The organism is Bacillus sp. CH_70 (genome assembly GCF_038007045.1).
Lineage (GTDB): Bacteria > Bacillota > Bacilli > Bacillales > Bacillaceae_G > Bacillus_A > Bacillus_A cereus.
In genome coordinates, this window is sequence record NZ_JBBOWL010000001.1 from 4,486,248 (window position 1) to 4,509,079 (window position 22,832).

Genomic DNA, 22,832 nt, shown 5'->3' on the forward strand with positions numbered 1-22,832 from the left:
CGTCCCGAGTTCTTCCTTTTACTAATGATACGATAAAAACGCAGGCTCATACAATATTTTCCCGCAAAAGTTTCGAAAAAATTCGCTTCTTTTCTCGTATTTTCGTATTTTTTATGAAAAAAGAGCATTTTTTGTAAAAAAATAGATGTTTCCTAAGTAGAAATCTTATTTTAAGCAGTACGATAGTAAATGAAATTTATATCGACGATTTTTCGAATATATGAACCGTAACTCGAAATATATCAGCGATTTTCCAAATATATCTACCACAACTCTAATTATATCAGCGATTTTTTAAATATATCAACTTACCAACAAAAATCGACAATGACAGTCTCTATACAGATGCCCCAAAACGCCTTATTGGAACAGCTCATTAAAAGTTTTTATCATTTACTTCCAAATGATTTTAATTCATTCATAAAATCATTGAACTGCGGAATATTCATTTGCTGCGCCTAATCTGATAAAGCTACAGCGGGATTTGGATGTACTTCAGCCATAATTGCGTCTGCACCAATTGCCATCGCTGCTTTTGCAGTTGATAAGAGAAGGTCACGTCGCCCTGTAGAATGCGTTACATCGACAACAACAGGTAAATGTGTTTCTTTCTTTAAAATCGGTACAGCGGAAATATCAAGCGTCTTACGCGTCACTCTTTCATACGTGCGAATACCTCGTTCACATAAAATAATGTTCCCATTTCCCTTTGCCATCATATATTCTGCCGCATTAATGAATTCTTCAATCGTTGCTGATAGACCACGTTTTAATAATACTGGTTTATTTACAGCACGAGCTGCCCTTAGCAAATCAAAGTTTTGCATATTGTGAGTGCCAATTTGAATAACATCAACGTAATCTAATGACATCTCAATATCATTTGGATTTAAAATTTGTAATCCTGCTAATCCAAGACCTTGAAAATCATACGGTGAAGTATGTGGCTTGAAAGCACCACCACGCATTAATTTCAACAATCGTATCTTCTATTTTTTCTTACAAGACACAAGTAGTGCTTTACGATAATCCTCTTCTTGTAACTCTAAACCAACTTAAAAAATTTGTTTGAAAATATGTTGTAAAGTCGAAGTTTCAAATGGACCATTATTATTCTCTACAATTAAATCCAGCATATTTCTTTCACGTACAGGATCAAAACGTTTCACACCTTATACTTCTTTTAAAGTACCAACTTCTTGTACGAGACGACCTCTTTCGTTTAATAACTCTAATATTTGTAAATTAAGTTGATCAATTTCAGAACGTAAACGACCTAATTGTTGTGATGCCATAAAAAAGCCACATCTTTCAAATTCCTATATATTACTTTTTTAAGATAACTTATTATAGTTGATACATATACGATTGTCACACGATATACAGCAATGAATTATCATCAAAAAACATTGTATATTTTCATTTAAAATAAAAAAAAGACAGTTTACATACTGTCTTTTTTACAAGAAGGAAACAAACGGTTTATCACTGTTTTTCTCTTTTATAATAACGGCCTCAATTTTACTCTCGGACTTGATCTGTAATTGGACTTTCGCATCTTTAGGCAATTTGTCCAACATACCTTGCGCAGCCAATTGGGTAAGAGCCATTAATTCTGTTTTACCGTTATATTTAATAACAATATTCATATTTAATGTATCCATTTGATCTTTCTTATAAGAAACTTTTGCGTTGACTGGAATAAAATCTCCAGTAGAAAAACCTTTTATTTCCTTAGCAAAGTTAGTTATTTTTGTATTATCTTCTCCATGTGCTTGTGTAAATTCATCAGAAGGATATGAATACGACTTTTCATCAATTGTACTCCAATTTCCAAGGTTCGTATCATTCTTTTGAACAGTAGCACTAGCAATATACGTACCATTTTTTAAAGAACTTGTACTTTCTTGCTTAAAGATAGCAAACGTAATTGGAGATTTGTTATATTTATCATTTTTGTTAATAGCTTCAATAAGTTGTTTAGCAACTTCAGACCCTTTAGACATAGCTTCTTCATTCGATACACTTGAAGACATAGCTAAGCCAATCATAACACCAGATAAACTTAATTCATTTGAATTCTGTTTTCCAAAATAGTCTTGTTCTATAATATTCGTCAAAACTGGCGCTTCTACTTTCGCAACTAGTTCATCAACTAGTTTCTCTGGAATATACTGATTTAATTGCAGTACGTGGCTCTCTGTATCAAATTGCTGCGTTGCAATATTTATTAAACCATTTTCATACTCTGCTAAATCTAATTTAGAATTTGTTTTTATATTAGCTGTATTAATAACCTTTTGTTCTTTTAAAGGAATAACAGTTCTATAATAATCTTTAGAAACAGCAGTTCTCGGAATCATACTTTTTTCTTTTGTATCTTTTTGTATAACTTCATCCTTCTTACTAATCGTATTACTATTGTTACTACAAGCTCCCAGTAATAAACTTACGACTGCGAAGGATAATGCCATTTTCTTCATTACTTAAAACCTACTTTCAACAATCTAGTTATTTAGTTTGAACTATTAATAGTGTACCATTAAATATATTTCAACAAAAACAAAAAAAAGAAGCAAGCACCTTTAGCTTGCTTCTTTTTACTTTATATTTTCTTCTAAAGCATCTTTTTTAATATTCCAATGAGATGTATTCCATACTACCATCCCATCTTTTATGTATAGCACTTGCGGTGATTCATGTCTAATACTGTATTGTTCTGCAACACGATTTGACACATCTCTTGCATCTTGTACGTATAAGTAATACGCTGGCACTTCTCTTTCTTCACTGCAATACGCTTGAAATTCTGTGTATGCACCGTGACTAATCGGGCATGTCGTACTATGTTTAAAAAGAACATACGGCTCATTCTTTTCTACTAAGACTTCAAGCTCTTCAATTCTTTCAAGCTTTGTCATATTCATCACGATTCACCTCTCATACGAAATCTAGAGCGCTTCTCTTTCTTTTCAGCGTTTTTCTCAATTCTTTCTAATTTACGCTCTTCTTTTTCAACCTTCTTCTCTTGTCTCGACGCACGGTAATGATTGTATACTTCAATCGCCGCACTGCTCCACTGTACAACTTGCGCTACTTTATCAGCGTTATTTTCAATTTCGTCCGTTACAGAGTCTGATACATTACGAAGCTTCGTATTTAAAGATTGGATTGTCGTTCCAATCCCATCTACACCCGCTACCACTTTATTTAATGACTGTGACTTCTGTTGAATATCATCAGCTAACGCATTCGTTTTATGTAATAATTGCTCTGTCTCTACGCTAATTCCTTGCATTTGTTTTTCTAAACCTTCTAACGTGCTTGCAACGTTTTCTAACGTCTTCTGAACCGATAACAACGTTCTGCATACATACACTACTAATACTGCGAAAGCAACCGCGATAATAGCCGCACTTACATATAAAAGAACTTGCATTTCATCACTTCCTTTATCTTTTTCATACTTTCCCCTATTATACAATCATTTTCCGTTTCATTCTAATCCCTATCTCATCATTAGAATTTTCATACTTATTCGTTAACTGTAACATAAATCATTCAACAAATTCCACTAAGTAGGTTACAATAGGAGAGGATACATAATTAGTAGGGAGGCTTTACATATGAAAGATCCACGTATTGAAAAGTTAGCATACAATTTAATTAACTACTCTATCCGCTTACAAAAAGGTGAAAAAGTATTAATTGAAAACTTTGGCTTACAAAAAGAACTTGTAACTGCACTTGTAAAAGAAGCATATGCAGCTGGTGGTTTCCCATTCGTCTCTTTAAAAGATCATCAAGTAGATCGCTCTTTATTAATGGGTGCTACTGAAGAACATTTCGAACAAATCGCTGCATATGAAGCAAGCGTAATGAAAGACATGGACGCTTATATCGGTCTTCGCTCTGGCGATAATATTAATGAACAAGCTGACGTTCCAAGTGAGCGTATGAAAGTTCATGGCCAAACGGTTGGCAAAAAAGTTCATAGAGACATTCGCGTTCCAAAAACACGCTGGGTTGTTCTTCGCTACCCAAATGCTTCTATGGCACAGCTTGCTAAAATGAGTACAGAAGCTTTCGAAGACTTCTACTTTGAAGTATGTAACTTAGACTACGGTAAAATGGATAAGGCGATGGATAGCCTTGTTACATTAATGAATAAAACAGATAAAGTTCGTTTAACTGGTCCTGGAACCGACTTAACATTCTCTATTAAAGACATTCCAGCAATTAAATGCTCAGGTCATTTAAACATTCCAGATGGTGAAGTATACTCTGCACCAGTTCGTGACTCTGTTAACGGTACAGTTTCTTACAACACACCATCTCCTTACAACGGTTATACATTTGAAAATGTACAACTTAAGTTCGAGAACGGCCAAATCGTTGAAGCAACTGCAAACGATTCAGAACGCATTAATAAAATCTTCGATACAGACGAAGGCGCACGCTACGTTGGTGAATTCGCAATCGGCGTAAACCCATACATCTTACATCCAATGGGAGACATCCTATTCGATGAAAAAATCGATGGCAGCTTCCACTTCACTCCTGGACAAGCTTACGACGATGCATGGAATGGTAACAACTCAAACATCCATTGGGACTTAGTATGCATCCAACGCCCTGAATACGGCGGCGGTGAAATTTACTTCGACGACGTACTAATCCGTAAAGACGGACGCTTCGTTGTACCTGAATTAGAAGCTTTAAACCCAGAGAACTTAAAATAATAAAAAACGCTCGGAATTATATCCGAGCGTTTTTTTATTATCCTCACCCTATATCGATCTACTGTTCTTACTTTTTGTTTGCTGAAAATGAAAATAATATAAAAGTGCCACTGCGATAGTACCGATTGATATCGGAACATATAAAGGAAGATCCCATTTCATATATACTCTAGTGCAACCAACAAGCACAAATAATATTTCTAAACAAAGGTTTTACATATTTCATTTCTTTCCTACCATTTCTATTTTCACATGTGGATTTTCTTTCTCTATAAGCGCCAAAAATTCATCCATATTTTGCGGCATCGCAATTATATGTACTTTATATGCATTCGTCGTAATTTCAAGAGACTTTCCGACCTGACGTATAATTCTCACATCTTTTAATACAATATCATCATTTAAAATACCGTACTTTAATACGCCATTTTCTACTTTATGTTTTTTAATAAATACTTCCCAAACGAGTGGTACATTTACAATGAAGCATAAACCCATCCCAATCAACGCTGACATCCAATGCGCTTTATTAGTGAAAAGCATGACAATTGGATATATAAACATAAAAACTAACGTAAGGCAAACGAAAATGACTACTGACTTACTTCTTTGAATTGGAAAGTTCATACCTACACCCCCTAATCCAAATTATACCACTATTTCCATTTTGGTTCATAGAAAAAGGCCATTTCTAAATGACCTTTTACACAATGTACCTATAAAATTTCTTATCTACCTGTAGCACCGGAAAGTTTTTCGGCAACTCGTCTATACTCACACTTTGAAAACCATTCTTTTCATAAAAACGATGTGCCGCTAAAAATTTTACTGTTGTTCCTAAGTAAATATCTTTCAATTTTTTATCCTCAGCCCATGAAATTGCTGTTTGAAGCAACATATGTGACGCGCCCCATTCTTTTCCGCGAAACTCTTTCTTCACGAACATTTTTCTTAGCGCTACTTGAAGATTCTCAATATCTAATAAAGCTACTGTTCCAACTACTTTCCCATCATAAATTGCTACCCAAAAGTTTCCGTGATCCTTTTGATAGAATGTTTCTATTTCAAGTAAATCAGGTTGCTCTTCTTTCGTAATGGGAACATTATACTCTTTTTGCTGAATATGAACGATAAGATCTACTACTTCCTCTTGAAACGTACTTTCATACGGAACAATACGAATTTTCTCGTTCATCGAATTTCTTTCCACTCTGAAGCTAATAAACTATATACAGCGACATCATGGAAATGATCATATAACCATTCTTCATCTCGTAAAATACCATCTAACTTAAACCCTAAACGCTCTGGAATTGCGCGGCTTTTCGCATTTTCAACACCGCATCTGATTTCCATTTTATTTAATTTTAAATTCTCAAATGCATATTGAAGCACAGCCTTCACGCTACGCGTCATAACGCCTTTTCCTCCAGCATCTTCTGCAAGGTAATACCCAAGACTCGCGGCTTTCTTCCCCCAGCTCACTGGATGAATACCTACCATCCCAACGAGCTTTCCTTTGTAACGTATACCACTTTCAAAACCGTCTCCCTCTGCAAACTTCTTTAACCACATCGGAAAAATCTCATCATAAGCATCAGCAGATTTTGTCCCATCTACCCAAGGGAGCCATTTTCGTAAATGATTACGGTTTTGATCTAATAATTGATATAATTCCTCTTTATGATGTTTTTCTAGTAATTGTAGTTCGATTTCGTCATCTACTCGGAGTGTGAACATGTTTTTTAGTCCCCTTTTTAGTTTTCTTATTATTCTAACATTTATGGATAAAAAATGTTAAATGTTCACACTTTTTTCAGTTTGATATCAGAACAACAACTATATATGATTGATATCTAGATACGAATCATATATAGTTAAAGTATGGAAAAAAATGATAATTTTATAATTCAATTACGTAAAGGTGTTTTTGATCTCGCTATTTTGTCTTTAATAAGCAAACAACCTATGTATGGATACGAAATTACAAGTGCCTTACAAGATATCCCTGTGTTTCATATCCCGAACGGTTCGATTTACCCTATATTAAATCGAATCACGAAAAACAATTGGGCTATTTCCTATTGGGAAGAGTCCGGTGATGGTCCAAAAAGAAAATACTATCGAATTACAGATGAAGGGAGAGAAATTTTAAATAGTCGCTTACATGATTATGATGCAGTGTATCATGCTCTAATGTTACTAGCTAAAGGAGAGGATAAAAAATGAACAAGGAACAATTCTTTTCAAACGAACTCATTGCTTCTTTCTTAGATGACCTTCACAAAGGTTTAATGAACTTACCTACATCAGCGAGAGAACAACATATGCTAGAAATTAAATCCGATTTATATGAAAATGCATTAAGTAAAGAAAGTGAAGAGATACCATTAGAAATCATCCCTTCACAAGTCATTGAAGAATTTCTTCCTCCAAAAGAATTAGCACAGGAAATTGCAGGTGAATATACAGATGTTATTCAAAATGCACAGCAATCTACAAATACATTTATTAAATATTTTACAGGTCTATCAATCGCTCCACTTGGGGCTTTATCAGTACCTATCGCACTTGGTTTTATAAACATTTCAGCTAATTTACTATTTGTACTAGCCTTTATCGCAAGTAACATTTGGTTCATCTGTAGAGAAACCCATTGGAATACGCATTTATTAAAATTTTTTAAAACAGTGATTTCCTTTAGTACTAGCTTTTTAATCGCTCTTCCATTTGCATTTTTCGCGATTCGCATCATCATAACAAAACAATTCGATATGTTTTCATTCTATTATTTAATTGGATATGTACTTTTTAGTTCACTATATATCGTTTTATTAAAACAGCTCTACAAAAAGAATAAACAATACCAACATATCAACGCTTTTTAAAATATATCGAACACAACAAAAAAAGACGCACAGCCACCGCTATGCGTCTTTTCTATTATTTCTCTGCAACTTGAACTTCTTTTACGTAAGCTGCTTCGAATTTTTGGATGTCACCTGCGCCCATGAAAATTAGAACGCCGTTTTTATGTTTCTTTAATACATCCGTTGTTGTATCTGTAATTAATTCTGCACCGTCAATACGCTTTTGCAGATCTTCGATTGTTAATTCACCTTTGTTTTCACGTGCTGATCCGAAAATATCACATAAGTATACTTGGTCAGCTTTGCTTAGGCTTTCTGCGAACTCATCTAAGAACTTTTCTGTACGTGAGAATGTATGTGGCTGGAATACAGCGACAATTTCACGCTCTGGATGTTTTTGACGAGCAGCTTCAATCGTTGCATTAATCTCTGTCGGATGGTGTGCGTAGTCATCGATGATTACTTGCTCTCCCATCGGCTTTTCATTAAAGCGACGTTTTACGCCTTCAAAAGTTGTTAATTGATGTTTTACTGCTTCTACATCAACGTTTTCATAATGACAAAGCGCGATTACTGCTAATGCATTTAATACGCTATGGTTGCCGTATCCTGTAATTTTGAACGTGTCATAGTACGTATTACGAACGAATACATCGAATATCGTGCCATCTGTTCTCTTTTGAATGTTACGTGCTTGGAAATCATTATCTTCTCCAAATCCATAGAAAATAACAGGTACTTTCGCTTGAATTTTTTGAAGTTCTTCATCATCTCCACATGCAATAATGCCTTTTTTCACTTGCAATGCCATCTCTTGGAATGCACTGAATACATCATTGATGTCTGCAAAATAATCTGGATGATCAAAATCAATATTCGTCATAATTGCATAGTCTGGATTGTAAGACAAGAAATGACGACGATACTCACAAGCTTCAAATACAAAATACTTACTATTTTCTACCCCATGCCCTGTTCCATCTCCAATAAGGTAAGATGTCGGGTGTGCACCTTGCATTACATGGGCTAACAAACCTGTTGTTGATGTTTTTCCGTGTGCACCAGTTACAGCAACACTTGTGTATTGGCTCATCAGGTCACCTAAGAAGTGATGGTAACGATGGACTGGGATGTTTAATTCTTTTGCTGCTACGATTTCTTCATGCGTATCAGGAAATGCATTTCCTGCAATAATCACTTGTCCTTCTTCTACATTATTCTTATCAAAAGGAAGGATCGAGATACTACGCTTTTCCAACGCTGTTTGTGTAAAGAAACGCTTTTCATAATCAGACCCTTGAACAGTATGCTTCATATCATGAAGAATTTGCGCTAATGAACTCATTCCTGTTCCTTTAATTCCTACAAAATGGTAAACTGTCATCTTAAAGAACCTCCAACATTTCGAACTAATACAACGGCCTATCTATAAGACAGTATATGAATCTTTTCTTATTTTGGTAATCATCATACATTTTTGATGTAGTGAAGTTATTCTTTCCCTTCACTTATCAGGATAAACTCGTACGTACTTCTTTATATGTCCATAACAAGTCCATTATAGCAAAAAAGAAGCCGCTATACTATGATAACAGAAAAACTGATAGGGTCAATCACCTATCAGTTTTTCTCTCTTTTACATATCTTCTCTTTTTTCTAATTGAACACGCTCTAAACGTGGGTTTGGACGATATTTACGACCAGCTTTTGCTTCTGGTTTCCCATTTAATTCTACATTATCACCAGTAAAGCCAATATTCATTTTTAACAAGCTACTTCCTACCCCGTATATGTCAACAGGTACCTTTTGAGCTTCAAATTCACGAATACGTTTTTCATCAAATCCACCAGTTACAACGATGTCTACATGCTGGAATCCTTCTTCATCAAGCGCCTTGCGAAGTGCAAATACGAGCGATGGGTTTACACCACGTGGATCGAATGTTCCAAGTACTTCTGGATGGCGAATAAAGTATTGATCAATCATTGTGCGAGACGTATCTACACGCACACCTTTTAATGTTGATCCAAACTCACGCGCTACACGAAGTGCATCTGTAATAACATCATTATTGTAATCAATTAGTACAACTAATTCATCTTCTGGGAATTTCTTATGATATGCTTTTGCCGCTTCTACAACATCACCATTAAACATTTGAATTAATGCGTGAGGCATTGTTCCCATACCACTTCTGCCCCACCATTCATTCATTGCATGCGTCGCTTGTGCGCTCATACCTCCGATGTATGCTGCATAACCGTCACCAGCTTGTTGTGTATAATGATCGTCACGATCTCCCATGAAAATAACTGGTTTTTCTTTATCTACACTACGTGCAGCTTGGACAACATTATATACGTTTGTTGCAACCGATGTACGACGAGCTAAAATCCCATCAATAACACCTTCTAAAAATCCGAAATTCTCATAAGGACCATGAATTGTTAACACTGTTTCAAATGGACTAATTTTATCGCCATCTTTTAAAGAGTTAATTTCAAGTTCCTCAGGATTTTTAGCGAATGTTTGCAGCAATGCAATTACTTCATCTGTTCCGCAAAGAACTGCATTTTCTTTTTGGAAAAATTGCATCGTTACAACACTTTTCGGGCGAAATTCTTCAATAATTTCTCTAGTTTTTAAAAAGTAAACGGCGGAGAACCAACCTTCCCCAACGCGTTCGTCAAATTTAAATGTTTTATTTGTTAGTCGATTTATTTCACCTTTTAATTTTAATTCAATTTCTTTCATGTCGCTTTACTCCCTACTTTACTATCCAACATTTTCTATTAGTATACAGCAAAACCGTGGACTATACATTCGTTTCCTGCATAGCAGCAAATTCATCCTCAGAAATAAGGACATCTCTCGGCTTAGTTCCTCTCGCTTCAGAAATAATCCCTTGCGATTCCATCTCTTCAATGAGACGTGCTGCGCGATTATAACCAATACGGAATTTTCGCTGTACAGAAGATGTGGACGCTCCCCCTTGTTCTACAACAAATTGACATGCATCAAAGAACAGCTCATCTTCCGACTCAGCCTGTTCTGTTTTCGCTAATAAATCCTCTTGCTTAAATAAGTAATTCGGCTTCATTTGCTTTCTCACATGATCAACTGTTTTTTCAATCTCATCATCCGATACATATACACCTTGTACACGAACTGGCTTAGATGTACCGTTCCCTAAAAATAACATATCACCACGGCCAAGTAATTTTTCCGCGCCCCCAATATCGATAATCGTACGTGAATCAACTTGAGATGATACAGTAAACGCAATACGCGTTGGAATATTTGATTTAATTAACCCTGTAATAACATCTACAGATGGACGCTGCGTCGCAACTAATAAATGAATACCACAAGCACGTGCTTTTTGCGCAATACGACAAATTGCTTCCTCAACATCACCTGGTGCTACCATCATTAAATCGGCTAACTCATCAATAACGATAACGATATAAGGTAATGTCTCACCTGGAATATCTCGCTCACTTACAATTGTATTATAGCGAGTTAAATCACGAGCACCAGCATGCGCAAACAATTCATAACGACGCTCCATCTCATCAACTGCCCACTTTAACGCAGCTGTCGCTGCTTTTACATCCGTAATAACAGGTGCTACAAGATGCGGAACAGAATTGTATGGTGCAAGCTCAACCATCTTCGGATCAATTAACATTAACTTCACTTCATGTGGTTTCGCTTTATATAAAATACTCGTTAAAATCGCGTTAATACACACACTTTTACCTGAACCCGTTGCACCCGCAATGAGTCCGTGCGGCATTTTTCGAATATCCGTTACAATTGGATCCCCTGAAATATCAAGTCCAAGCGCAACAGTAAGCGGTGATTCACTCTTTGTGAATACAGGACTTCTTAAAATCTCGCGAAGAAATACTGGCTTACTTTCTTTATTTGGAACTTCAATTCCAATTGCACTCTTCCCTGGAATCGGCGCTTCAATACGAATATCTTTCGCAGCTAAACTTAACTTAATATCATCACTTAAATTTGTAATTTTATTTACTTTCACGCCTGGGTCTGGTTGCACTTCAAAACGAGTTACTGCTGGCCCTTGCGATACATTAATAACATGTGCTCCAACATGAAAATTATTAAACGTTGTATCTAATAATTCTTTTTGCTCATCTAACCATTCTGTATTATCTAGCGCTGATTGCTGTGGAATTGACAACAACGCTAATGGCGGAACAGTATATGTCGGTGGGGTGTGCAATACATTTCGCATATCGTTCTCTCTTTGATTTACAACATATGCTTTCTCTTTTGGTTCTGTACTTGAAATTGACTTTTGTACTTGCTCTACCACTACTTGTTGCATTGGTTGTTCTTCCACTTGTGGTTCTGCTACTACTTGCTGCATTGGTTGTTCTTCCACTTGTGGTTCTACTACTACCTGTTGCTCTAGGCGTTCTTCCACTTGTGGTTCTGCCACTACTTGCTGCACTGGGCTTTCTTCCACTTGTGGTTCTGCTACCTCTTGTTGTACTGGCTTATTCTCTACTCGTACATTAGCAGAAGGCTGCATTGCATTTGCTCTAGCTGCATGTCTTTCCATTAATCGTGTTCTATCTTGTTTCAACATAACAACATTAAATGGTACATGACGCTTTTTCTCACGTTTTGGTTCTTCTTTTTTTACAACGGGTTGTTCTTCTACGACCGGCACTTCTTCTTCAACTGATTGCTCTTCTACGACCGGTGCTTCTTCTTCAACTCGTTTATTTTCTTCTGTTTCTGCAATTAAAACATTCGCAAAGCTTTGAACATCGTTCTTTGTCTGTTCATCAGCCTCAGCTACATGTATGAATTCACTGTTTTGTTCAATTACTTCATCTTCTTGCTGAATTTCCTCAAGTGCTACAAATGTCTCTACTACAGGCGCTTTTGTTTCTGCGATCACTTCTACTTCTTCTAGCTCTTCTGTTTCCGCAATTACTTCCACTTCTTCTAGCTCTTCCGTTTCCGCAATTACTTCTACTTCTTCTAGCTCTTCTGTTTCCGCAATTACTTCTACTTCTTCTAGCTCTTCTGTTTCCGCAATTACTTCCACTTCTTCTGATTCTTCCGTTTCTGCAATTACTTCCACTTCTTCTGATTCTTCTGTTTCCGCAATTACTTCCACTTCTTCTAGCTCTTCCGTTTCCACAATTACTTCTACTTCTTCTGACTCTTCTGTTTCTGTAATTACTTCTACTTCTTCTGACTCTTCTGCTTCTGCAATTACTTCTACTTCTTCTGACTCTTCTGCTTCTGCAATTACTTCCACTTCTTCTGATTCTTCTGTTTCTGCAATTACTTCTACTTCTTCTAGCTCTTCTGTTTCTGTAATTACTTCCATTTCTTCTGACTCTTCCGTTTCTGCAATTACTTCTACTTCTTCTAGCTCTTCTGCTTCTGCAATTACTTCCACTTCTTCTGACTCTTCCGTTTCTGCAATTACTTCCACTTCTTCTAGCTCTTCTGTTTCTGTAATTACTTCCACTTCTTCTAGCTCTTCTGGTATTTCCACAATGATTGTTTCTTCAAGTTTTTCTTCTGCTTTGACAATCACTGATTCTTCTGGAGCTTGCTTTTCTACTTCAATAGTAGGTTGTTTTATTTCTGTATTACGTTTAATTTCTTCTGATAATATTGTATCCTCGTGCTCTACTTTAGAAGCTACTAATTCTTCTTGTAGATTGTTTTCGTTTAACACCACTACATCTTTTTCTAGCTTAGCACTTTCCATCTGCTCAGCTACTGTTTTATGGAGTAATTCATCCGCTGAAACTTCCTGCGGTGTACTCATTTCTTTAATCACTTCTTTTTCTTCTACTAAAGGCACTTGGCGTTCAATTTCATAACCGTTTTTCTCTAGCCATTGATCAACAACTGATTTTTCTTCTTTTTTGCCCTGTTGGCCTTTCTGTTCAACTACTTCACCTGGAGCAGAAGACGTTGCTTGCCCTTCTGAGAAATCAGATAATTTATATCCTTTTTTCTCTAACCATGCATCAACAACTGCTTTTCCCTCTACAGATATTTCAAGATCTTCTCTTTCTTTTACTTCCTCCTGCTTTTCAACCTTTTTCTCTACTGAAGGACGATTATATCCATAAATTGGCGAAATCATTTCTGTTGGACGAAATGGTCTACGGTTACTCTCTTGCGAAGGTGCAGATGCCTTTTTAACGACAGACTCCCGCACCGGTTCATATTGCACTTCCGGTTCTTCATATGTAGAAACAACCTTTTCCACATACGGTCGTCTGCTTCTTTCCACCTTTATTCCTCTTTGGGCAGTCGGTTCTTCATATGCTACTCCTTGAACAGGTTGTTCTTCAAAGCGATTTACTTCGCTTTCATCCTCTTCATCGAACCCATTATCCGGTACTAAAGGAAAACGGCATTTACCTGCATTCCTACTTGCCATTTGTGCTTCTCTTGCTTCAGTGTAGTGGTTTACACGAGGAATTTTCGGCTGACTTTCAATTTGCTTTGGTACTTCTTTATTCATCGCTGTTTGTTCTTCCTCTTTGTTAAACAGCTTTTTCATCCAATCTAACATGCTTACCACTCTTTCTACTAAATAGTAACATCCTTTATTGTATCAGCATTCGGCAAAAAGTGCAGGTAAAATTAAGCATGTCATATTTATCCACAATATTCTAATTTACGAGTGTTTTCATATGGAAAAACGCAGCCTTTCATGTAAGACTGCGTTTAAGCTTTACTCTTCCGATATGCATCTACACTATCCGTTACACTTTGCAATAAAGAATTTACATACTGCGGGTCAGATAATTTTTTGTCTTCTTCATAGTTTGACATAAACCCAAGTTCTAATAGTACGCCAGGTACTTTGGACCAATTGAATCCAGAAAGGTCATCCCTAAATTTAATTCCATTTACTTTCACTTGCTGATTTTCTCTCATTTTATTTACTATCGTTTGAGAGATTTGAAGACTTTCCGCATAAATCTCTTTCGTATACGGACTTCCTTCTGCCGGCGTCAATACAGCAAATCCACTTTGGTTTGGATTTTCAGAACCATCTGCATGAAGACGTAAAAATAAATTAGCCTTATGATTATTTGCGAATGTCGCCCGTTCTTTATTACTTATATCAACGTCTTGTGACGTTCTTGTCATTAACACTTGTATCCCTTTTTCTTCAAGCTTTTCTTTTAATAAAAAAGCCATTTCTAATACAAGTACAGCCTCTCTCTTTTTCGTCACAACACCTGTTGTACCGTCTGTCACTTTATATTTTTGCGTTGTTGCCCCTGGTCCAATCGGCTCTAAATTTAAATTCGCTTTTTGTTGATGCCCTGGATCAATAACGACGAGAAACTTTCCTTGCTTTTCATTACTCTCTACTTTTTGTTCATTATTTTGCACTGGTTGCTCAATTGGCTGCACTGGCGTAGTTTCTTCTTTCTTTTCCTCGGCTGATACTTCCTCTTGCCTATGTTCTACTTGCGATTCTTCGTTCTTTTCTTGTTCTTGCTGCTTTTCTACCGGTGCGTCTTCTTTGGTATCTTTGTTTTTCTCTTGTATAGAAGATGTAGTTTCTTTTTTCGGCTGCTCTTGTGAACAACCGGCCATATATATTCCAATGAATGCAATCATGCTCATTATTTTTATATACTTCATACTTCTCTCCCATCACTTTGCACCGGATTCAAAGTTTTTCTTATAATTGCCCTATAATCTCATCCATATTTCCAATATAAACTGGCTGCCATGTTTCTGTACCACGTTCTGCAGTATAAACTGGATAAGCATCATCATCTATATTTACGAAAACTGGATCGCCCATATCCGTTTCATATCCAATTACAATCCATCCTTCTTGCCACTTTCCGTTTTCTTCACTTATTAATGACTTTTTATGTTTATCATATCGGTAACCGATTTGTCCTTTTTCTAATTCACTTTCACTAAACACATATATTTCATAAGTACCTAGCTCAACATCTTGCTGTTTTGAAGTTTCAATTCGTTTTAGAAGTTCTGCGATTTTTGGTTGTTGTTTCATACGTCTATCCCCTTCTATTTTTCTAAATTTTAACTAGTTTGTTTATAAAATACAATATAGATTTTAAGACAAAAGGTGACACCTTTATCATATTTACGATTTTTTGAGTATATCTATCACAACTCTCAATATATTAACGATTCAACACGAAATTTCGACTTACCAACAAAAATGACAAAAAAGAGAGGCTGCCCAAAAGGACAACCTCTCTTTTCTTATATCAATTAAAATTTAAATTCTTGTCCAACTTCAAAACTATCTTCTAATACAAGAATACCTTTTTCTTGTGGAGCGTCTGGAAGCTCTAATTCACGTGCAGAGCAGATCATTCCAGAAGAAGGAACACCGCGAAGCTCAGCTGGTTTGATTAACATACCACTTGGCATTACAGCACCGATTTTTGCAACGACAACTTTTTGTCCTGCATCAACGTTTGGTGCGCCACATACGATTTGTAATGTTTCTGTACCGATTTCTACTTTACAGATGTTTAACTTATCAGCATTTGGATGCTTTTCTTTTTCAGCTACATAACCTACAACAAATTTCGGAGAAAGATCTGCTTCTACTGTTTCTTCAAAGCCGTTCTTCGCTAAAATTTCGTTGATTTTCTCAACAAGCTCTTTCGTTAATGTAAGGTTACCTGTTTCTGTTACTTCTAAATAAGAAGATGCATTAAAGATGTTGAATCCTCCCGTTACGTTGCTTTCACGATCATAAACGCGAGCAACATCTCCTTTGCGATCAAAAGTACGGTTCTCTAAAGTAATATCTTGTAAGGCAACAATTAAAGTGTCACCAATTCCTTCAAGGTTGTAAAAAACGTTCACTTCGTTCATCCTTTCTCTTTTCCATCTGTCTTCTTCCGATTCTTCGCTAAAATAAAGATTGGTTCAAAGTCTCCATCTTCATATACGAATGAAAGTGATGTAATCGGAACATGCCCTTCGGCAAAAAATTTCATTGTCATTTGTGCAATAATATCATAACCGATTTCGTTAACGATATCAGCAATAATTAATACATCTTGGTGAGGAACAGCAACAACCATGTCACCAGAAATCTTTTCACGCATCGATTGTAGTAACGATTCGTTTAAAATACGCGTCGCGTCATATCCATCATTTGTGTTTAAAAAGTAGAATGTATTACCCGCTACTGTGTCTTGTTTAAATTCATAACCTAATGAACGAGCATTGAATAATGCCATTTCACGTACTTGCTGTTCTGTAAGTTCTAATTTTTGTAACAGACGCTCATCGATTAGTCGATACGTTTTATTCGAATCTAACGCATAGTAAATACGTGTTTCCGCCGTATGATCCGTCATAATAAACGGATTTCCTTCTTCTGCTTGTTTCGGGAAAGAAGTAGAGCGAATAACAGGTAAAATTTTCGCTCCGCTATTTTCTTCTTTATGCATCGCAATTAGCGCTTCTTGTACATAATAAGCAACCTCTTCAATTGCTTTTTCTTTATTCACTTCCCATTTTGCCACAACTCCTGGAAGCGATACGTTAATACCTTTTTTAGAGTCTTTCTGTTCAATACGTAGAACTTCTTTCTCGCTATCATACTGAAAGTCCCATTCTGGGCGAGATAATTTCTTCATTAACTCGTCTTTCATCTTTTTACTTGTCATCTTCATCTCTTTTTCCTCCCTTCCAAAAAAATAACCTCCCCCGCGAAGGTAGAGGTTGTTTTACAATTCAATTGGCAAATTGCCTTATTTTAAACCTTCAATAAACTCTTCGATTTGTTCTTGTGTTTTACGATCTTTGTTTACATAGCGACCAGTTTCTTCACCCTTATTGTACGCTACAAAGCTCGGAATGCCAAATACGTCTAATTTTACACATAGATCAATAAACTCATCACGATCTACATAGTAAAATGAGAAATCACTATATTTCTCTTCTACTTCTGGCATAAATGGGTCTACAAAACGGCAGTCTGGGCACCATTCTGCTGAGAACATAAAGACTACATTCTCTTCATTTTTTAATTGTTGGAATTGCTCCATGCTTTCTAATGACTTCATCTATATTTCCTCCTCTAACGAGTGCATGTTTTCATGTTATAATCTTTCTTTTATACTACCATACATCACGCATGGTGCAAGGTTTATGCTTGCTTTTTGTCATACTTATATTGCCCAACAAGTAACTTAACAACGTGTACAAATAATTCCGTGCGATCAACATAATCATCTGTAAAAATACCGATTGCACCTTCGTGACTACGAATATCTTTTCTCTGTACAAACTCTTCCATCACTTCACTTAACTCCTTGCCCTCTTCAAGAGGTGCTAAAAAATCATCCGGTAACGTAATACGTGCCCCGCCGGCAACAAATATTTTACCATCACTTGTTGCTAGCGCGCCCCAATTACACATAAATAAACCGTACTCCGTTTTCATTACGCCGCCTTCTAGCCCAATACCAATTTGAGCTCCTCCTTCCTCTAGCGCTCGCTTTGCTCTATTAATCGCTCCTTGCATCGTCTCTTCATCTGAAAACGGCTGATTTGCTACTCCTGAAGGAACAGAAAGAGATGTAATTTCAGCATCTTTCCAAACCTTCTCCACAGCGCCAACCTTCGTTTTATTCTCCGATCCAACTACTACCTTCATTTCGTTCACCTCTATAAAAATTCATCATTCTATTCTAATATCCGCATCAGATACGAATTAAGTATCAACCACTACCACATATCACCAAGTCATCTATTCAGCCTAAAAAAGAAGGTTTTTTCTAGCAACATTACCGTCTTCAAAAACAAAAACAGCCTTCCTCTCACTTCCTACTTGGGGTCTTCATACATCATTCGAACACCAATTAAGCACTGACCGCTCCCACTCATGGATGGGTCATCTCTTCAACCTAAAAAAAGAAGGGTTTTTCGCCCTTCTTCTCTACGCGTTATTCTTAATTGTCTCTAACGTCGTTTTATCTGTTGTTCTTACAAGCTTCGTAATTAATTCTTTCGCCGCTGCATAATCATCAACATGTAAAATTGAAGCGTGTGTATGAATGTAGCGTGCACAAACACCAATTACTGCTGATGGGATACCAGAGTTACTTGTATGTACACGGCCAGCATCTGTACCACCTTGTGAAATAAAGTATTGGTACGGAATGTTGTTTGTTTCTGCTGTATCTAAAATGAATTCGCGCATTCCTCTATGTGTTACCATCGTGCGATCGTAAATACGAAGAAGAGCACCTTTTCCTAATTGACCGAACTGTGTTTTGTCACCAGATGCATCGTTTGCTGGACTTGCATCAAGCGCATAGAAAATGTCTGGTTGAATCATATTTGCAGCTGTTTGCGCTCCGCGGAGGCCTACTTCTTCTTGTACAGTAGCACCAGAATATAATGTATTTGGTAATGTTTCATCTTTTAATTCTTTTAACAATTCGATTGCAAGGCCACATCCGTAACGGTTGTCCCAAGCTTTCGCCATAATTTTCTTCTCATTTGCCATCGGTGTGAATGGGCAGATTGGCACGATTTGTTGTCCTGGTTTTACACCAATTTCAATCGCATCTTCATAGCTATCTGCACCTATATCAATTAACATATTTTTTATATCCATCGGTTTTGCACGTTGCGCGTCACTTAATAAATGAGGAGGAATAGAACCAACAACCCCAATAACAGGACCATTCTTCGTCATAACTTGTACACGCTGTGCTAATAAAACTTGGCTCCACCAGCCGCCTAACGTTTGAAAACGAAGCATTCCGTTTTTCGTAATTTGCGTAACCATGAAACCTACTTCATCCATATGACCTGCTACAAGAACACGCGGGCCAGTTTCGTCCCCTTTTTTCAGACCAAATACGCTACCTAAACCGTCTTGTACAATTTCATCCGCATATTTGCTTAATTCTTGTTTCATAAAACGGCGTACATCATGTTCAAAACCTGATGCACCTTGTAATTCTGTTAACGTACGAAATAATTGTAATGTCTCTTTATTCACGAAGTCCCCTTCTTTCAAACCTTAGTAGAATACCTCTTTTATTGTAACGAAATTTTCGAAATGTTTCTAGTTTCTTCTTTTTTAGCTGTATTTGCTTTATAATTATTATTGGTACACTATTTTTATTTTATAGAATTGAGGTGAATATATGAGCTGGAAAGGTTTAGTAGCAGGTCTTGGCGTTGGGTTCGCAGCTGGTTATCTCGTTGCAAACAAAGTACAAGAACAATCCCATATTTCTTCAGAAAAAGCATTGAAAATGGTGAAACAAGCATTAAGTCATAAAGGTGAAATTACTGGCTCTTGGGTACATATGGTTCCAGAGACATTTGAAAAATATGATGTCGCATATGAAGTTTATCGCGGCGGTCTTACAACAATGTTAGATGATATACAAGAACGATTTGAATTTTTAGTTGATGCTAAAACAGGTACTGTTTTAGAGGTTATAGCAGCATAAAAAGGAGGGTTCCCATTAGGTGAACCTCTTATTTTTTTATTGCAAAAGAAATAAAAGGAGTTTCGATGATAGATGATATTAGAAACCGAATACTTATACCTAAAGGCAATGAGACAAGATGATTTTAATGATTTAAAAATGATGTTGCAAGATCCAGATGTAATGTATGCTTATGAACATAATTTTTCTGATGCTGATGTTCAATCCTGGTTAGATAGAAATATAAAACGATATAAAGATTTTGGCTTTGGCTTATGGGGGATGTATCTAAAAGAAACTGATGAGTTTATAGGAAACGCCGGTTTAAGCATGCAGGATACTGATGTTGAACAGGTCATAGAAATTGGATATTTGCTAAAAAAAGAATTTTGGTACAAAGGTTACGCAAGTGAAATTACTAAAGGCATTAAAAAATATGCTTTTAATGAATTAGGACTATCAAAAGTCTATTCAATTATTAAACATGACAATATTGCTTCACAAAAAGTTGCTAAGAAGCTTGGTATGATTAAAGAAAAAGAATTCACGACTAAATATTATAATGGAGATATGCTTCATTATTTATATAGCATATCTAAATAGGAGGCTGCTCTAACAGATATTCTGGAGCAACCTCCTATTTTTATGCTTCTATACTCGTTTTCCGTTCTATTTTTTCTACGATATGACCTTCCTCATTCCACTTCACAGCGCGATAATATGCGTCATGGTAAAACGTAAACCATGCCTCTTTTTCAGCACCATACTTCATCCATTTTTGTTTATTTTCAATCGAGGTCATCGGATAATCATCGTATGCCATTACCCATAATACATTTTGATGCGCGTGCGTCGGCAACAGATCTGCTAAATGTAGCATCGTTTCCCCTTGACTCTCCAAAATGATGACTGCATGTCCATCACTATGCCCACCCGTATGTGCCATCTTGATTTCATCTGTAATTTCTATTTCTTGCTGAAACGTAACAACTTGATCTACAATCGGTTCCCAATTTTCCTTCCAATATGTATTACGGGATCTAATATTTGGGTTCCTCATTTCATTCCACTCTGTTTCACTTACGTAAACTTTCGCATTTGGAAACGCTGGTACAAGGTGATCCCCATCCCATTTTGTTAGGCCAGATGCATGATCAAAATGAAGGTGTGTCATTAAAACATATTGAATATCTTCAGGCTTTAATCCCTGTTTTTCTAACGATTCATAAACCGATGATTCTTCTGTTACACCTTGATTTCGTTTCATCTTCTCATCCAACTTACCGTTTCCTATTCCTGAATCAATGAGCATATTTCCATCTTTCGTTTGTAAAAGTAACGGATCTGTTCGTAAGTAAATATGATTTGTGTCATTATGTTTATATTTACGTGACCAAAGTACTTTCGGCACAACACCAAACATTGCCCCTCCATCTAAATGTGTATTTCCGCCTTTTAACCACGTTACTTTTATATCTCCAATTCGTAACTGTTCCATTACACATCCCCCTTTCAATTAATTTTAACATAAAATTCTGATTATTTTAGATATAAAAAAACCTATGCATTACTGCATAGGCTCTGTACGATATTTTGCTTCAACTCGGTAAATACGATGACCTTTACTAGAGAATTTCTCTTCGTATTCAGTCATGATGTTACCTTCAAAGTCGCTGTTATGAAGATCTAAGCTTAAGTAAGTTAGTAACATACCATACTCAGCCATACTCATAAGAGAATATTCAAATAAACCTTGGTTATCTGTTTTGAAATGAATTTCTCCGCCTTCTACTAACACTTCTTCATAATTGCGTAAAAACGTTTTATACGTTAAACGACGCTTCGTATGACGCTTCTTTGGCCATGGATCTGAGAAGTTTAAATAAACGCGATCAATCTCACCTTTTGCAAAGAAAACTGTTAAATCTTCAGCATCTTTATTAATTAACTTTAAGTTCGGCACTTCTTCTTCAATTAATTTATCAAGTGCATCTACAACAACACTTGTGAATTTTTCAATTCCAATATAATTAATATGTGGATTCGCTTTTGCCATATCATACATAAAGCGGCCACGACCTGTACCTACTTCAATATGAATTGGTTGTTCATTTCCAAATACTTCTTTCCAGTTACCAGCGCGCTCCTCTGGGTTTCCGATTACGATATGTGAATACTCGTTAATTCGATCCATTGCATATGGTTTATGTCTTAAACGCATAGATGTCTCCCTCTCTTTACAAAACTATTTTAAAGGAATAATTCCTTCTTTCTTTTTTTAATCAATCTACCAAACAAAAAACCAAGTACGTACGAGCACTCGGTCCGTTTCTTTCAAGTATAAGATGTACCATTTTGATAAAAACTACATACAGCATTAAACATTCCATGACGAAACAGCTTTTTCTCTTACATTTGAAGAGAAAAACAATCGAAAGGATGATCCGTTCATGCCAATTAATCAACAACATCAATTAGAAGTGCTGAAAGATATTTTAGTCAACCACCAAAGTGATTGCTGCGGGACAGTTTCAGAATGCGAGCAATTAGAGCGCCTCATTCAATCGTTACTCGCAAACGATAATATAAGTAGTGACGCTAAAACAATGCTAAACGATGTATATTCTTATAGTCAATCGGGTAAATCTTCCTCTAATTTGGACAACCATATTTCCAATAATCAAGAACAACTTACTCAGTGGATTGCTGGAATGGACAATTTTTCTTAAGT

The 22,832-nt window shown here is 36.3% G+C and carries 24 protein-coding genes and 1 pseudogene; 6 read left to right on the forward strand and 19 right to left on the reverse strand.

Going from position 1 to position 22,832, the window contains the following annotated elements; genetic code table 11:
• Positions 1-389 precede the first annotated feature (389 nt).
• The 4 genes and pseudogenes from N2V79_RS22945 to N2V79_RS22960 form a co-directional block, all read right to left on the reverse strand.
• Positions 390-1,295: pseudogene (locus N2V79_RS22945) on the reverse strand (bifunctional 3-deoxy-7-phosphoheptulonate synthase/chorismate mutase).
• Between the two features lie 165 nt (positions 1,296-1,460).
• Entirely contained in the window at positions 1,461-2,483 is a 1,023-nt protein-coding gene (locus tag N2V79_RS22950; protein WP_000738029.1) for a CamS family sex pheromone protein, read from the reverse strand.
• Positions 2,484-2,600: 117 nt separating this feature from the next.
• On the reverse strand, positions 2,601-2,927 hold the full coding sequence (ytxJ, locus tag N2V79_RS22955; RefSeq protein ID WP_340720235.1) for a bacillithiol system redox-active protein YtxJ: 327 nt from the start codon (positions 2,925-2,927) through the stop codon (positions 2,601-2,603).
• Positions 2,927-3,439, reverse strand: coding sequence for a DUF948 domain-containing protein (locus tag N2V79_RS22960; protein ID WP_001197721.1), 513 nt, complete (start codon positions 3,437-3,439; stop codon positions 2,927-2,929). The genes ytxJ and N2V79_RS22960 overlap by 1 nt, the downstream gene beginning before the upstream one ends.
• A 187-nt stretch (positions 3,440-3,626) precedes the next feature.
• On the opposite strand from N2V79_RS22960, the gene N2V79_RS22965 reads away from it, so the two are divergent.
• Complete coding sequence (locus N2V79_RS22965) at positions 3,627-4,742, forward strand: aminopeptidase (protein WP_000654729.1); 1,116 nt, start codon at positions 3,627-3,629, stop codon at positions 4,740-4,742.
• A gap of 222 nt (positions 4,743-4,964) precedes the next feature.
• Here N2V79_RS22965 and N2V79_RS22970 read toward each other — a convergent pair whose 3' ends face one another.
• The 3 genes from N2V79_RS22970 to N2V79_RS22980 all read right to left on the reverse strand — a co-directional run bounded on the left by N2V79_RS22970 (position 4,965) and on the right by N2V79_RS22980 (position 6,482).
• Positions 4,965-5,369 (reverse strand): PH domain-containing protein, encoded by a 405-nt coding sequence (locus N2V79_RS22970; RefSeq protein WP_340720236.1) that lies wholly within the window; start codon positions 5,367-5,369, stop codon positions 4,965-4,967.
• 76 nt (positions 5,370-5,445) lie between these two features.
• On the reverse strand, positions 5,446-5,937 hold the full coding sequence (locus N2V79_RS22975; protein ID WP_340720237.1) for a GNAT family N-acetyltransferase: 492 nt from the start codon (positions 5,935-5,937) through the stop codon (positions 5,446-5,448).
• Complete coding sequence (locus N2V79_RS22980; protein ID WP_340720238.1) at positions 5,934-6,482, reverse strand: GNAT family N-acetyltransferase; 549 nt, start codon at positions 6,480-6,482, stop codon at positions 5,934-5,936. The genes N2V79_RS22975 and N2V79_RS22980 overlap by 4 nt, the downstream gene beginning before the upstream one ends.
• Positions 6,483-6,626: 144 nt before the next feature.
• Between N2V79_RS22980 and N2V79_RS22985 the strand changes: the two genes are divergently transcribed.
• Entirely contained in the window at positions 6,627-6,971 is a 345-nt protein-coding gene (locus N2V79_RS22985; protein WP_043935380.1) for a PadR family transcriptional regulator, read from the forward strand.
• Positions 6,968-7,630 carry an HAAS signaling domain-containing protein gene (locus N2V79_RS22990; RefSeq protein ID WP_340720239.1) on the forward strand — a complete coding sequence of 221 codons (663 nt, stop codon included), beginning with the start codon at positions 6,968-6,970 and terminating at the stop codon, positions 7,628-7,630. The genes N2V79_RS22985 and N2V79_RS22990 overlap by 4 nt, the downstream gene beginning before the upstream one ends.
• A gap of 55 nt (positions 7,631-7,685) precedes the next feature.
• On the opposite strand, the gene murC is transcribed toward N2V79_RS22990, so the two are convergent.
• The 10 genes from murC to N2V79_RS23040 all read right to left on the reverse strand — a co-directional run bounded on the left by murC (position 7,686) and on the right by N2V79_RS23040 (position 19,662).
• Positions 7,686-8,996 carry a UDP-N-acetylmuramate--L-alanine ligase gene (gene murC, locus N2V79_RS22995; RefSeq protein ID WP_000219468.1) on the reverse strand — a complete coding sequence of 437 codons (1,311 nt, stop codon included), beginning with the start codon at positions 8,994-8,996 and terminating at the stop codon, positions 7,686-7,688.
• A 252-nt stretch (positions 8,997-9,248) separates the two neighbouring features.
• Complete coding sequence (locus N2V79_RS23000; RefSeq protein ID WP_000658372.1) at positions 9,249-10,367, reverse strand: nicotinate phosphoribosyltransferase; 1,119 nt, start codon at positions 10,365-10,367, stop codon at positions 9,249-9,251.
• A gap of 61 nt (positions 10,368-10,428) precedes the next feature.
• Complete coding sequence (locus N2V79_RS23005) at positions 10,429-14,199, reverse strand: DNA translocase FtsK (RefSeq protein ID WP_340720240.1); 3,771 nt, start codon at positions 14,197-14,199, stop codon at positions 10,429-10,431.
• Between the two features lie 155 nt (positions 14,200-14,354).
• Positions 14,355-15,287 (reverse strand): N-acetylmuramoyl-L-alanine amidase, encoded by a 933-nt coding sequence (locus tag N2V79_RS23010; protein WP_053563536.1) that lies wholly within the window; start codon positions 15,285-15,287, stop codon positions 14,355-14,357.
• A 40-nt stretch (positions 15,288-15,327) separates the two neighbouring features.
• Entirely contained in the window at positions 15,328-15,672 is a 345-nt protein-coding gene (locus N2V79_RS23015) for a hypothetical protein (RefSeq protein ID WP_053563535.1), read from the reverse strand.
• A 224-nt stretch (positions 15,673-15,896) separates the two neighbouring features.
• Positions 15,897-16,511 (reverse strand): YtpR family tRNA-binding protein, encoded by a 615-nt coding sequence (gene ytpR / locus N2V79_RS23020; RefSeq protein ID WP_001006777.1) that lies wholly within the window; start codon positions 16,509-16,511, stop codon positions 15,897-15,899.
• Positions 16,508-17,320, reverse strand: coding sequence for a DUF1444 domain-containing protein (locus N2V79_RS23025; protein WP_000784605.1), 813 nt, complete (start codon positions 17,318-17,320; stop codon positions 16,508-16,510). The genes ytpR and N2V79_RS23025 overlap by 4 nt, the downstream gene beginning before the upstream one ends.
• 78 nt (positions 17,321-17,398) lie before the next feature.
• Positions 17,399-17,713, reverse strand: coding sequence for a thioredoxin family protein (locus N2V79_RS23030; RefSeq protein ID WP_000838193.1), 315 nt, complete (start codon positions 17,711-17,713; stop codon positions 17,399-17,401).
• An 83-nt stretch (positions 17,714-17,796) separates the two neighbouring features.
• The gene (locus N2V79_RS23035; protein WP_340720241.1) at positions 17,797-18,306 is read right to left on the reverse strand and encodes a DUF84 family protein; all 510 of its coding nucleotides are present in this window, start codon (positions 18,304-18,306) and stop codon (positions 17,797-17,799) included.
• A gap of 282 nt (positions 18,307-18,588) precedes the next feature.
• On the reverse strand, positions 18,589-19,662 hold the full coding sequence (locus N2V79_RS23040) for a M42 family metallopeptidase (RefSeq protein WP_001031517.1): 1,074 nt from the start codon (positions 19,660-19,662) through the stop codon (positions 18,589-18,591).
• A 148-nt stretch (positions 19,663-19,810) separates the two neighbouring features.
• Here N2V79_RS23040 and N2V79_RS23045 point away from each other — a divergent pair, with 148 nt between their 5' ends.
• A complete protein-coding gene (locus tag N2V79_RS23045) occupies positions 19,811-20,122 on the forward strand; it encodes a PepSY domain-containing protein (RefSeq protein WP_000118541.1) in 312 nt (103 codons plus the stop codon).
• A gap of 72 nt (positions 20,123-20,194) precedes the next feature.
• A complete protein-coding gene (locus N2V79_RS23050) occupies positions 20,195-20,704 on the forward strand; it encodes a GNAT family N-acetyltransferase (protein WP_053563534.1) in 510 nt (169 codons plus the stop codon).
• Positions 20,705-20,744: 40 nt separating this feature from the next.
• Here N2V79_RS23050 and N2V79_RS23055 read toward each other — a convergent pair whose 3' ends face one another.
• Both N2V79_RS23055 and trmB read right to left on the reverse strand, forming a co-directional pair.
• Complete coding sequence (locus N2V79_RS23055) at positions 20,745-21,599, reverse strand: YtnP family quorum-quenching lactonase (RefSeq protein WP_088023157.1); 855 nt, start codon at positions 21,597-21,599, stop codon at positions 20,745-20,747.
• Between the two features lie 69 nt (positions 21,600-21,668).
• Positions 21,669-22,322: a tRNA (guanosine(46)-N7)-methyltransferase TrmB gene (trmB, locus tag N2V79_RS23060; protein ID WP_001239383.1), complete on the reverse strand. Its 654-nt coding sequence runs from the start codon at positions 22,320-22,322 to the stop codon at positions 21,669-21,671.
• Positions 22,323-22,551: 229 nt separating this feature from the next.
• On the opposite strand from trmB, the gene N2V79_RS23065 reads away from it, so the two are divergent.
• On the forward strand, positions 22,552-22,830 hold the full coding sequence (locus N2V79_RS23065; RefSeq protein ID WP_001122235.1) for a YtzH-like family protein: 279 nt from the start codon (positions 22,552-22,554) through the stop codon (positions 22,828-22,830).
• The last annotated feature ends 2 nt before the right edge of the window (positions 22,831-22,832 follow it).